The following is an 11,400-nucleotide window of genomic DNA, read 5'->3' as shown; positions in this document are numbered from 1 at the left end:
CGCCCCCTGGGACACGTGCGCCCGTGGGCATCCTTCGCACGCCCGCGAGGGCACCCGGGATCGTTCGCCGTGTCCGTACGGTCCCGGCCTCGGGGGCGTCCGCAGGTACTCACGAGCCCCGCCACCGGCAGGTACCCCCGTCCCGGCCGAGCCCTGCCCGCTTGCCTCCGCACACCCCGACCGACCCGCCTGCCCGCACACCGACCGGCCCTCCCGCCCGCACACCGACCGGCCGCCCGCCCCGCTCACCGCCGCCCGCACCACATCTTGGAGCCCCGACCTCATGCGCACCGCCCGCCCCCGATCCCGTACGCCCGTCCGGAGCCCCCGCTCGCGCACCGCCCGCGCCGCGGCCGTCCTGGCCGCCGCCGCCCTCGCCCTCACCGCCTGCGGCTCCGGCGCTCCTGACGCCGCGTCCCGTCCCCGCGGCGCCGCTCCCGCCGGAGCGATCCCCACGACGGACGTCGTCTCGGGCATCGAGAAGGACCCGGCCGTGGCGAAGCTGCTCCCCGCGGACGTCCGCGCCCGCGGCACCCTGACCCTCGCCGTCTCCGTCGGCACGCCGCCCGCCGCCGCCTACCCGGAGGACGGCGGGACCGTCGTCGGCCAGGACATCGACATGGCAGAGGCGGTCGCCCGGGTGCTCGGGATCACGCTCAAGCGCGAGGTGGCGAGCTTCGAGGCGATCCTGCCGGCGCTCGGCAGCGGGAAGTACGACCTGGGCACCGGCAATTTCGGCGTCACCGAGGAACGCCGCCGCGTCATCGACTTCGTCACCTACATCAACGACGGCCAGGGGTTCGCGGCCCGCGAGGACAGCCCCCTGCGGAAGGTCACGTCCCTGGAGCAGCTGTGCGGGCAGACGGTGGCCACCGGTGCCGGGACCACTTTCGAGGCCACCCTGGAGAAAAACCGGTCCCGCTGCGCCGCGGCCGGCAAGGAGCCGTACGAGGTGCGGACCTATGCCGAGGAGGCCGCCATGTGGATCTCCCTCCGGCAGGGACACAGCGACGTGGTGATGAGCACCATCAACGGGCTCCGCTACGCCGTACGGCAGCAGGAGGGGGTGCGCTTCCTGAACGAGTTCAAGCGGCTGGACGTCGGCTTCGCCTTCAAGAAGGGCACCCCGCTGGCCCCCGCCTTCCAGGCCGCCGTCAACAAGCTGCACAAAAATGGGGATTACGCCCGCATCCTGAAAAAGTGGGGCACCAGCGCCTCGGCGATCCCCGTCTCCCGCATCAGCCCGCCGGAAATCCGCTAGTCCGGCGCCTCCGACCGGCCCTCCCGACCGCCTCGGCGCGACGCGTACCGACCGTGACGCGCACCACACCGTCAGTTCGCTTAAGCTGCACACGTCCTGACGACACGCCACCCTGTTTGCACCAGATGTGTCACGAACCCCCCGTGCGGCGGCTATCGCTTGGCGCAGCATCCGCATCATGGACGACGATAGGGAGGCGGGACAACAGACACCGCGGGTGAGAGGAGGCGTCAATGGGATCGGTGCGCAAGGCGAGTGCCTGGCTTGGCCTCGTCGACGACAACGATGACGAGCGCTACTACGACGACGACTACGCCGAGGAGTCAGACCCGGGCCAGACGGGCGGTCAGGCCTGGGTCACCGATGTCCGCGCCCGGCCGGCCGACGAGGCGGCGCCGGAGCAGCCCACCCGCATCGCCACGGTCACCCCGGAGAGCTTCCGGGACGCGCGCGGCATCGGCGAGCTCTTCCGGGAGGGCGTCCCGGTGATCGTCAATCTGACGTCCATGGAGCCCGCCGACGCCAAGCGCGTGGTGGACTTCGCCGCGGGGCTGACCTTCGGGCTGCGCGGCTCCATCGAGCGGGTGGCCACCCGGGTCTTCCTGCTCACCCCCGCCGACTACCGGGTGCTCAGCGGCGAGGGCGCGGGCCGCCGGGGGCAGGGCGGATTCTTCAACCAGAGCTGACGGGCCAAGCCCTGTCGCCAAAGTGGCGCGCGTCCTTCGGGCGCACGACGCCACTTTGACGGCAGGACCCAGGCCGCTCACCGGAACGCGTCGAGCCCGGTGAGCGCCTTGCCCAGCACGAGCTGGTGCATCTCGACGGTGCCCTCGTAGGTGAGGACCGACTCCAGATTCGTGGCGTGGCGCATGACCGGGTATTCGAGCGAGATCCCGTTGGCGCCCAGGATCGTCCGCGCGGTACGGCAGATCTCGATCGCCTCGCGCACGTTGTTGAGCTTTCCGAAGCTGACCTGTTCCGGCCGCAGCCGTCCCGCGTCGAACCGCCGCCCCAGGTGGTGGGCGAGCAGAATGCCCTTGTGGAGTTCGACGGCCATGTCGGCGAGCTTGGCCTGGGTGAGCTGGAAGCCGCCGATCGGCCGGCCGAACTGCTCACGGGTGCGGGCGTACTCCAGCGCCGCCTCGAAGCTCGCCCGCGCGGCGCCCATGGAGCCCCACACGATCCCGTAGCGGGCGTGGCTCAGGCAGCTCAGCGGCCCGCGCAGGCCCTCGGCGCCGGGCAGCACCGCTCCGGCGGGCAGCCGGACCTCGTCCAGGACCAGTTCGCTGGTGACGGAGGCGCGCAGCGACCACTTGTGCCGGATCTCGGGCGCCGAGAAGCCGGGCGCGTCGGTGGGCACCACGAACCCGCGGATGCCCTCGTCGGTGCGGGCCCAGACCACGGCGACGCCGGCCACCGAGCCGTTGGTGATCCACATCTTGCGGCCGGTGAGCACCCAGTCCGTGCCGTCGCGCTTGGCGTACGTGCGCATGGCGGCCGGGTCGGAGCCGTGGTCCGGCTCGGTCAGGCCGAAGCAGCCGATCACCTCGCCCGCGGCCATCCGGGGCAGCCACTCCTGCTTCTGCTCCTCCGAGCCGAAGCGCCAGATGGCGTACATGGCCAGCGACCCCTGTACGGAGACCAGCGACCGGACGCCCGAGTCGGCGGCCTCCAGCTCCAGGCAGGCCAGCCCGTACTGGACGTGCGAGGCGCCCGCGCAGCCGTACCCGGTCAGGTTCATGCCCAGCGCTCCCAGACCGCCCAGCTCGCGGGCCAGGTCGCGGATGCCGGGCAGCTCGCCGTTCTCGTACCACTCGGCGATGTGCGGCAGCACCCGGTCGGCGGCCCAGCGGCGGACGGTGTCGCGCACCGCCCGGTCCTCGTCGGTGAGCAGGTCGTCCAGGCCCAGTGGGTCGGCTGGGTCGAACGGCGGCAGGGCGGGTGCGGACATGACGGGCCTCCGGCGGGTTCCGCGCGTGCGGCCCCGCTGGCGTGGCCGTACGCGAAAACTAGCGGTGATAGTTGCGTCTCGGTCCCGACCGTACGGGCGGCACGGCGGGCGGACAAGGGCCTATCGGGTCCGGGGGGCAGGAGGGCGTGGGCCGGTCGGGGCCGGGCCGGGCGGGCCTGGGCTCAGGGGTTCGGCGGCCCGGGCCGGGGGGCGGTGGCCCGGGGCCGTCGGGGTCGGGGCCGGTTCAAGACGGGCCGGTCGGGGCCTGGGTCAGTCAGTGCCTGAGTCCAGGGGTTCGGCGGCCCGGGCCCGTCGGGGTCAAGGCCAGCGCGGGCCGAGCCAGGGCCTGGCCCCGGGCGCTCAGCGGCCCGAGCCCGCCGGGGCCGAGGCCGTCTCGCAGTCGGGGCCGTAGGGGTCGTCGGGTCCGTCGGGAGTGGCCCCGTCGGCGGGGAGGTCGCCGGCGGTGCCCTGTGGGTCGTCCTCGTCGTCCCGGCCGGTCGGCTCCGCGGTGCGGCGCGGCAGCCGCAGCGCGATCGCGGCGCCGACCAGCAGCAGCACCGCACTGGCGATGAGGGTGATGTGCAGCCCGCGGACGAAGGAGTCCCGGGCGGCCTCGCGCAGCGCGGCGCGGGCGCCCTCGCTCAGGCCGGAGGCCACCTTGTAGGCCTCGCCCAGCGAGTGGGCCGCCGAGTCCGCGGCCCGGCGCGGCACGCCGTCCACGTCGGAGAGCCCCGGCGCGTAGGCGGCGTTCATGACGCTGCCCAGCAGGGCGACGCCGATGCCCGCCCCGAGCTGGTAGGAGGTCTCGCCGATGGCCGCCGCGCCGCCCGCCTGGTCGGCGGGTGCCTCGCTGAGCATGGACTCGTACGCGCCGAAAAGCGTGGTCTGGAAGCCGAAGCCGAGCAGGACGAACCCGAGGACGAGCAGCCAGGGCCGGTCGTGGTCGCCCATCCCCGTCAGGCACAGCACGGCCAGGGCCGTGAGCAGGAAGCCGAGCGAGACCATCGCCCGCGGCCCGAGCGCCTGGAGGATGCGGGAGCCCGTCAGGCCCGCCGCCATGGCCGAGAAGACCAGCGGCAGCATCCGCAGGCCGGTCTCCAGGGGGGTGAGGCCGAGGACGAGCTGGAGGTACTGGACCGCTATGAGCTGGAGCCCCACCAGGGCGAGCATCGCCAGGACTATGCAGCCCACGGACGTGCCGAAGGCCGGACGGGCGAACAGCCGCAGGTCGATGAGGGGGTGCGCGCGCCGTCGCTGGCGGCGTACGAAGAGGAACAGCAGCAGCACGCCGAGGACGATGGGCAGCAGGGTGGTCAGGCCGACGACGGCCGCACCGCTGCCCATGCGCTTGACACCGAGGACGACGCCCAGCACGCCGAGCGCCGCGATCACGGCGCCCACCACGTCCCACGGGCCGTTGCCCTCGCCCCGGGATTCGGGCAGCAGCCACCGGCCGACGAGCAGCATCGCCGTCATCATCGGGATGTTGATCAGGAAGACCGAGCCCCACCAGAAGTTCTCGACGAGGAAGCCGCCGAGCACCGGGCCGACGGCGGCCCCCACCGCGGCCACCGCGCTCCACACGCCGATGGCCACCGCCCGTTCGCGCCGGTCCGGGAAGACCTGGCGCAGGATCGAGAGCGTGGCCGGCATGATCATCGCGCCGCCGATGCCGAGCAGCGCACGGGCCGTCATCAGGATCGGCGGATTGGGCGCCAGCGCGGCCAGCGCCGAGGCCAGCCCGAAGAGGCCGTAGCCGAGGAGCAGGACGCGGCGCCGGCCGACCCGGTCGCCGAGGGTGCCGAAGAGGATGAGCAGGGAGGCCGCGATGAGCGGATAGACGTCGACGATCCAGAGGAGCTCCACCGGACCGGGACGCAGGTCCTCGGTGACGGACGGAACGGCCACGTACAGGATGGTCGTGTCCAGGGCGACGAACAGCAGGCTGACGCAGAGCACGATCAGCACGGTCCAGCGGTTCACCCCGCCGCCTCTGAGCCGGGGCCCACCGCTCGTCCGGTCACTGCCGGACGTGGTCGTCCCGGGCATGTACGCACCTCCAGTCATGCTCTCGCGGCCACGATCAGGGCGCGATGGACGCCCCGGTGAAACGGGCGGCACGGGCGAGTTGAGACGTCAGACTACGCGAGTCGCGTGGGGTGACGTGTGGCTCACCCCATGATGAGACGCTCGTCGCAGGGCCCGGCGGTTCCCATACCCGCCGGCGGCATCCGGACTAACGGCCACCGGTCGGGGGACGTTGGGCCCGGACGCGTCGCCGCCCGAGTGTCCGTTATTCGGTTTCTGGACACCGGAAATCGGACGGGGATGTGTCTGGATGCGGCTGGTACGCCAGATATGGGCTGATGGGGAGGGTGAGCGGGAACGGGGGCGTACGCCCATTGTGGGGTGATTGTTGGACTGATGCCGGATTCGTCGCTCTCTCGTCTCCGTCTCGTCCTCGTCTCGTCTCCGTCTCGCTCGCCCTGTCGCGGCCCGCCGCCTTGTCTCCGTCGCGATCCGCCTTGCCTCCGGCGCGGCCCGGCCCCTCTCTTCCCCCCCGGCCCGCCTCGTCTCCGCCTCGACCCGTCTCGTCTCGTCTCCATGCTTCCCGGCGACCGGAGCTCCGGTCGGCTCCTCTCCGGGGTGATCGGCCGACTCCTGGATAATCGACCAGGTGACCGATCTCGCCCGCGCCGACACCGCCGAGCGGCCACGTGCCGACCGGGTCCCGAACGCGTTGCGGCGTGCCGCGCCCGCGTTGCTGGCGTACGCCGCGATCCGGGCGCTCGGCGTCGTCGTCCTGGCGGTCTGGTCGGCGGCGAACGGCAAGGACTGGCACACGCTGCTCGCCGCCCGGTGGGACGCCCTCTGGTACACCCGCGTCGCCGAGCAGGGCTACGGCTACACCGTCCACCTGGCCGACGGCGACGTGCACTCGAATCTGGCCTTCTTCCCGCTGCTGCCCTGGCTGGAGCGCGGGCTCTCCGCGCTGCTGCCGCTGTCGGCGGCGGACGCGGGGCTGGTGGTGTCCTGGACGGCCTCGCTCGGCGCGGCCTGGGCGCTGTACGCGACCGGCGAGCGGCTGCACGGGCCGAGGGCGGGCGTGGCGCTCGCCGCGCTGTGGGCCGCGGTGCCGGTCGGGATCGTGCAGTCGATGGCGTACTCGGAGTCGCTGTTCACCGCGCTCGCGGCGGGCGGTGTGCTGTGCGTCCTGTCGGGGCGGTGGGTGACGGCGGGGGTGCTGGCCTCGCTGGCCGGGCTGACCCGGCCGGTTGGCGCCGCCGTGGTGGCCGCCGTGTGGATCACCGCGGCCGTCACCCTGTGGCGCGCGCGGCCCGAGGGCGACGGCGTCCGCGCGATCCCCTGGGGGCGGCATCGGCGGATGCTCCTCGGTGTGCTGCTCGCGCCGCTCGGCTGGCTCGGCTACGTCCTGTGGGTGGGCGCGCGGCAGGGCAGCCTCACCGGTTACTTCGACGTCCAGGGCGGCTGGGGCAACGGCTTCGACGGGGGCCTCGCCTTCGGCCGGTTCATCCGGGACCAGCTCGCCGGCCCCGCCTTCTTGGCCGGGCTGGCGCTGCTCATCGGCGTCGCCCTGCTGGTCTGGCTGTACGTGCGCACCGCGCGGCGCGGCCAGCCGCTGCCGCTGCTGGTGTACTGCGGCGTCGTGGTGCTGCTCGCGCTGACGGCGAAGGGGTACTTCGGTTCCAAGCCGCGGCTGCTGATGCCCGCGTACCCGTTGCTGCTGCCGGCCGCCGCGGCGCTCGCGCGGTGGCGGCCGGGCCGGGCCTGGTCGCTGATCGGGGTGATCGCGGCGGGGTCGGCGGTCTACGGGGCGTTCTGGCTGAACGGGTCGGGGCCGCCGTAGGGGTATCGGCTCGCGGCTCGGTCCTCCGGGCGGAGCGCCCGTAAGGGGCTCGGGTCGCAGGGGGCTCCGGCTTGCCGGCGCCGACCCACCCCGCAGCCGACCCACTCCGTAGCCGCCCCGCCCTCGGCCGCCCCGCCCGGCGGCGGGACAGGCCCGATTGCTTCGCCCGCGGCCCCGCGGAAAACCCTCGCCGCGTAAAGGAAGCCGGAGGGAAGACGGACGGGTTCCTTAACGGGCGGGTTCCTTAATGGCGATACGCCGTCGTGCCCGCCGCCCTTGTTAAAGAGACCATAAGGACATGTGGTCACCGCCACAGAACGGCGCGCGCCGCGCGTCGGGAACACCCCGGCCCCTCCCCCGCGAAAGGGCGCGGATCCGCCCGAACGACTCCGGCCGCCGTGGCCGGAACGACATCCTCCTGTCGTGGCCGGAAGCCCATGGCCGTCGTCACGACCGGTGACAGGACCGGAAGGTATCGTTCCGCGAATCCGTTCCGGGAAACGCATCACGACGCGCGGGCGAATCACCGATAAACTGCGTCCACAAATAGGAATGAGGGCTCGGTGGAGCGCACGGAACGGATGCCGGGAAGAGAAACGGGGCATCGAGAATTCCGTGATTAAACCGTTGCGCGGAGCCTGATTTGAGACACATTCCACATCACATCGTCATTACAAAGCGCACCGATTGACCAGGCACCTACATGGCACGCGGTAACGTCGATTGAGTGCGTACCGATGACAAGCTCGACCAGATGGAGGAGCAACCGGCCGATCGCGCCCGACCACGCATGACCCGGACACGCCTGTGGCTGTTCGGGGGCACGCTGGCGGTGTACGTGGCGATCGTGGCCGGCGTGCTGGCCACTTCGTGGCTGGTCACGTTCGACTGGCAGGTCATGTTCTTCCGGCCGTACAAGCAGTGGCCGGCCATCCACGCCTTCCTCGACTACTTCGTGGTCCTGGGGCAGCGCGGGCCGACGGCGCTGGCGGTGGCGGCCTGGCTGGGCTGGCGCTGCTGGCGGCAGCGCAACCTGCACCCGCTGCTGGTACTGGGCGTATCGCTCCTGCTGCTGAACGTCACGGTGGGCGCCGCCAAGCTGGGCATGGGGCGGCTCGGGCCGCACTACGCCACCACGGTCGGCGCCAACGAGATGTGGTTGGGCGGCGATATATTCCCCTCCGGTCACACCTCGAACGCCGTGGTCACCTGGGGTGTTCTGGCCTATCTGGCGACCACGCCGCTGCGGCGCCGCACCCTCTCGGTGATCGCCGCGCTCGGCGCGCTCGGCGTCGGAATGACGACCGTCTATCTCGGTACGCACTGGGTCAGCGATGTCCTGCTGGGCTGGGCGGCCGGGTTGCTGGTGCTGCTGGCGCTGCCGTGGTTCGAGCCGGGGATGGCCTGGGTGGAGGACCGCTTGATGGGCCTGGTGCGGCGGCTGCGGGCCGGGACGCTCATCGCTCCGGTGCCGGTGGCCCCGGCGGGCGTCCGCTCCGGGCTGTCGGCGCAGCGCGCCGCGCCCGAGAAGGAGGTCCTCGTACGCGAGCCGCTGACCAGCGCTCCCGCCGGCCGGGAACCGGTGACCGCCGGGTCAGGTGGCCGCGAGCCGGTGACCGCCGGGTCAGGCGGCCGAGAGCCGGTGGCCTCCCCCGCGGCGGGCCGCACCGCCACCCGCGCGCCGGAGGGCTGGCCGTACCACGCGTCGCGCCCGCACACCAGCCGCTCGGAGCGGTCTCCGGTCACCCCCACCGGCAGCCGCCGGCCGCCGCACAGCGACCGCGCCTCCCGCACCGCGCCGCTGGCCCCCACCGGGCGCGCCGGGGGCAGCTGACCCCACTCCCGACCGCGGGGACGGTACGCACACCCCCTCCCCCGCAGCCGACGGCCCCGGCCGCTCCTCCTGAGCGGCCGGGGCCGTCGTTCGTCCATGGGCGCGCCGCTCTCAGGCGGTATGGGCACGCCGCCCTCAGGCGGTATGGCGCGCCACCCTCCGGCGGTGGCGTGAGAAAGGCCGCCGCGGGCAACGCCGTGAGACGAGCATGCGCGGCGGCCCACCGGCGCCCGGCGCCGTTCCCGCGTCGCCCGGTCATCGGATACCACCCGTGCGCCTCCGGTCACCCCGGACACACCGCATTCGGAGTCGGTTCTTCCGCCCGGCCCGTCATCCCTTCCAGCAGCGCCGCACGTGGCCCTTGTCGACCTCGAAGTTCAGTCGGCCGCCGAGATATTCCATGGTGATGATCGTGCCCGGCGGCAGGGAACGGACGGTGCGCCAGCCCCGTTCGCGGGCCTGCTTTTCCGCCGCTTCCTGGGACAGGCCGAGGTAGGAGTCGGTGTCGTCATCGGGTTCGTACGGGGAGTTCGGTGCGGGTGCCATGGCTGCCACCGTAGGCGTCCGATCCGGGCGGCGGAAGGCCCGTCCGGGACCGCTTCACGGCATGCCCTCACGCACATTGGTCACACTTGTGTCACAGAAAAGCAGTTCGGGTTTACCGTAACGGGCGTCACCCGCACGCGCCTTGCACTGCCCCAAGCGGGTGGTTGCCCACCGCGCCGCAATTCGGGTTTTCCCGCATTCCGGATGCGCCGAGCCGCGCTTTTGCCCGCGGCCCGGCAATTCCTTTTCCGGCGGGTCGTCAATTTCTTTCCGCCACGGGCCTGCGGGGATGTCCCGCAATGCTCCGGACGAGACGCACGCCACATCGATTTTTCGCTACCCCGCCGCGCCCGGGCGGGTTTGGGCCACCCGTCGCGCGGTACCCGCCGACGCCGAGGAGGCCATGAGAGACCACAGAGACGACACAGGACGTACATCAGACGACAAGGACCGCCAGGCGGTGACCGGCCCCACCCTGCCGGAGCTCCTGCGCACGGCCCGCGAACAGCTCGCCGAGCTGACGGGGCTGCGTCCGGAGACCGTGTCCCGGTTCGAGCAGACCGAGGACGGCTGGGTGCTGGAGGCCGAAGTGCTGGAGCTCGAACGGGTGCCCGAGACGATGAGTCTCATGGCGCTCTACGAGGTGACCCTGAACCACGAGGGCCAGCTCACGGGCTACCGGCGCGTCAGCCGCTACGAGCGCGCGAAGGGGAAACCACAGACATGACGGTTGTTCCGGCACAGCAGCAGAGCGGGGGCGGGGGCGGCACCAGCGGCTTGTACGACGTGCTGGAGCTGGTCCTGGACCGCGGACTGGTGATCGACGCGTTCGTCCGCGTCTCGCTGGTCGGCATCGAGATCCTGAAGATCGACGTACGGGTCGTGGTGGCCAGCGTCGACACGTACCTGCGCTTCGCCGAGGCCTGTAACCGGCTGGACCTGGAGACCGGCGCCAACAAGAGCCCGGGCCTCCCCGACGTCGTCGGGCAGGTCACCGAGTCCGGCGCCCGCGGCAAGTCCAAGGGTGCGCTGTCCGGCGCCGCGCAGACGTTCGCCGACGCCATCGGCCAGGGCCGCGAGGAGTCCGGCCAGACCGAGGAGCGCAGGCCGCGGCGCACCGCCTCCCGCAAGAAGGAGGAGTCCGAGTGAGCACGTACGTGTACGGCATCGCCCGCGCCGACCACCCCTCGCTGGAGGAGAAGGAAGTCCGGGGCATCGGCGACCCGCCGCGGCCGGTCCGCGTGGTGCGCGCCGGCGAGCTGGCGGCCGTGGTCAGCGACTGCCCCGAGGACCTGCGGCCCAAGCGCCGCGACCTGATGGCCCACCAGCACGTGCTGACCGAGGCCGCCACGGAGGGCGCGGTGCTGCCGCTGCGGTTCGGTTCGCTCTCCGAGGACGACGCGGCGGTGCGCCGGGTCCTGGACGAGCACGCCGAGCACTACCGCGCGCAGCTCGACCAGCTCAACGGCCGGATCGAGTACAACGTCAAGGCCGCGCACCGCGAGGAGGCCATCCTGCGCCAGGTCCTCACCGAGGAACCCGAGGTCCGGGCGCTCAACGACGCCAACCAGGCGTCCGGCGGCGGCTCCTACCAGGACCGGCTGCGGCTGGGCGAACTGGTCGCCAACGCCGTGCGGGCGCGCGAGGTCCGCGACGCCCACCTCGTGGAGGACACGCTCGCGCCGCGGGCGGAGCAGTCCTGCCCCGGGCCGGAGGGGTCGGGGTGGCTGGTGAACCTGTCCTTCCTGATCCGCCGCGAGGACGCGCCCGCGTTCCTGGAGGCCGCCGACGAGCTCGCCAAGCAGGCCACACACCTGGAGCTGCTGGTCAACGGCCCGCTGCCGCCGTACAGCTTCGTCCGGCCGATCGGCGGGTCCGGGACGGAACGCGGCAACGGCCACCGGGCCGGGAGCGCGGCGGCGTCCGCGCCCGCGGAGTGA

General features: G+C 72.7%; 10 protein-coding genes. 7 read left to right on the top strand and 3 right to left on the bottom strand.

The annotated features are described in order from the left end of the window. Positions 1–283: 283 nt before the first annotated feature. Together ABZX96_RS22335 and ABZX96_RS22330 are read left to right on the top strand one after the other, a co-directional pair. On the top strand, positions 284–1,261 hold the full coding sequence (locus tag ABZX96_RS22335; RefSeq protein ID WP_355547042.1) for an ABC transporter substrate-binding protein: 978 nt from the start codon (positions 284–286) through the stop codon (positions 1,259–1,261). A 233-nt stretch (positions 1,262–1,494) separates the two neighbouring features. After that, on the top strand, positions 1,495–1,947 hold the full coding sequence (locus tag ABZX96_RS22330) for a cell division protein SepF (protein WP_355547040.1): 453 nt from the start codon (positions 1,495–1,497) through the stop codon (positions 1,945–1,947). A 77-nt stretch (positions 1,948–2,024) separates the two neighbouring features. On the opposite strand, the gene ABZX96_RS22325 is transcribed toward ABZX96_RS22330, so the two are convergent. Together ABZX96_RS22325 and ABZX96_RS22320 are read right to left on the bottom strand one after the other, a co-directional pair. Further along, positions 2,025–3,212, bottom strand: coding sequence for an acyl-CoA dehydrogenase family protein (locus tag ABZX96_RS22325; protein ID WP_355547038.1), 1,188 nt, complete (start codon positions 3,210–3,212; stop codon positions 2,025–2,027). A gap of 360 nt (positions 3,213–3,572) precedes the next feature. Further along, entirely contained in the window at positions 3,573–5,261 is a 1,689-nt protein-coding gene (locus tag ABZX96_RS22320; protein ID WP_355547036.1) for an MFS transporter, read from the bottom strand. A gap of 628 nt (positions 5,262–5,889) precedes the next feature. Between ABZX96_RS22320 and ABZX96_RS22315 the strand changes: the two genes are divergently transcribed. Next, a complete protein-coding gene (locus ABZX96_RS22315; RefSeq protein WP_355547034.1) occupies positions 5,890–7,080 on the top strand; it encodes a hypothetical protein in 1,191 nt (396 codons plus the stop codon). Between the two features lie 727 nt (positions 7,081–7,807). Beyond that, positions 7,808–8,914: a phosphatase PAP2 family protein gene (locus tag ABZX96_RS22310; RefSeq protein ID WP_355547032.1), complete on the top strand. Its 1,107-nt coding sequence runs from the start codon at positions 7,808–7,810 to the stop codon at positions 8,912–8,914. A 330-nt stretch (positions 8,915–9,244) separates the two neighbouring features. On the opposite strand, the gene ABZX96_RS22305 is transcribed toward ABZX96_RS22310, so the two are convergent. Continuing rightward, entirely contained in the window at positions 9,245–9,460 is a 216-nt protein-coding gene (locus ABZX96_RS22305) for an I78 family peptidase inhibitor (RefSeq protein ID WP_355547030.1), read from the bottom strand. A 403-nt stretch (positions 9,461–9,863) separates the two neighbouring features. On the opposite strand from ABZX96_RS22305, the gene ABZX96_RS22300 reads away from it, so the two are divergent. From ABZX96_RS22300 to ABZX96_RS22290, 3 genes are read left to right on the top strand one after another with little or no spacing between them, the layout of a single operon-like run. Beyond that, the gene (locus tag ABZX96_RS22300; protein WP_355547028.1) at positions 9,864–10,187 is read left to right on the top strand and encodes a gas vesicle protein; all 324 of its coding nucleotides are present in this window, start codon (positions 9,864–9,866) and stop codon (positions 10,185–10,187) included. Then, entirely contained in the window at positions 10,184–10,609 is a 426-nt protein-coding gene (locus ABZX96_RS22295; protein ID WP_355547026.1) for a gas vesicle structural protein GvpA, read from the top strand. Before ABZX96_RS22300 ends, ABZX96_RS22295 begins: the two co-directional genes overlap by 4 nt. Further along, on the top strand, positions 10,606–11,400 hold the full coding sequence (locus ABZX96_RS22290) for a GvpL/GvpF family gas vesicle protein (RefSeq protein WP_355547024.1): 795 nt from the start codon (positions 10,606–10,608) through the stop codon (positions 11,398–11,400). Before ABZX96_RS22295 ends, ABZX96_RS22290 begins: the two co-directional genes overlap by 4 nt.

It is taken from the genome of Streptomyces sp. NPDC003077, assembly GCF_040611095.1.
Taxonomy (GTDB): domain Bacteria; phylum Actinomycetota; class Actinomycetes; order Streptomycetales; family Streptomycetaceae; genus Streptomyces.
This window is presented reverse-complemented; position numbering and strand designations above follow the sequence as displayed.

Excerpts from the sequence above, each read along its gene's own strand:
- ABZX96_RS22335 (WP_355547042.1), top strand. The coding sequence starts at position 284 with ATGCGCACCGCCCGCCCCCGATCCCGTACGCCCGTCCGGAGCCCCCGC.
- ABZX96_RS22295 (WP_355547026.1), top strand. The coding sequence starts at position 10,184 with ATGACGGTTGTTCCGGCACAGCAGCAGAGCGGGGGCGGGGGCGGCACC.
- ABZX96_RS22330 (WP_355547040.1), top strand. The coding sequence starts at position 1,495 with ATGGGATCGGTGCGCAAGGCGAGTGCCTGGCTTGGCCTCGTCGACGAC.
- ABZX96_RS22305 (WP_355547030.1), bottom strand. The coding sequence starts at position 9,460 with ATGGCACCCGCACCGAACTCCCCGTACGAACCCGATGACGACACCGAC.
- ABZX96_RS22300 (WP_355547028.1), top strand. The coding sequence starts at position 9,864 with ATGAGAGACCACAGAGACGACACAGGACGTACATCAGACGACAAGGAC.
- ABZX96_RS22325 (WP_355547038.1), bottom strand. The coding sequence starts at position 3,212 with ATGTCCGCACCCGCCCTGCCGCCGTTCGACCCAGCCGACCCACTGGGC.
- ABZX96_RS22320 (WP_355547036.1), bottom strand. The coding sequence starts at position 5,261 with ATGCCCGGGACGACCACGTCCGGCAGTGACCGGACGAGCGGTGGGCCC.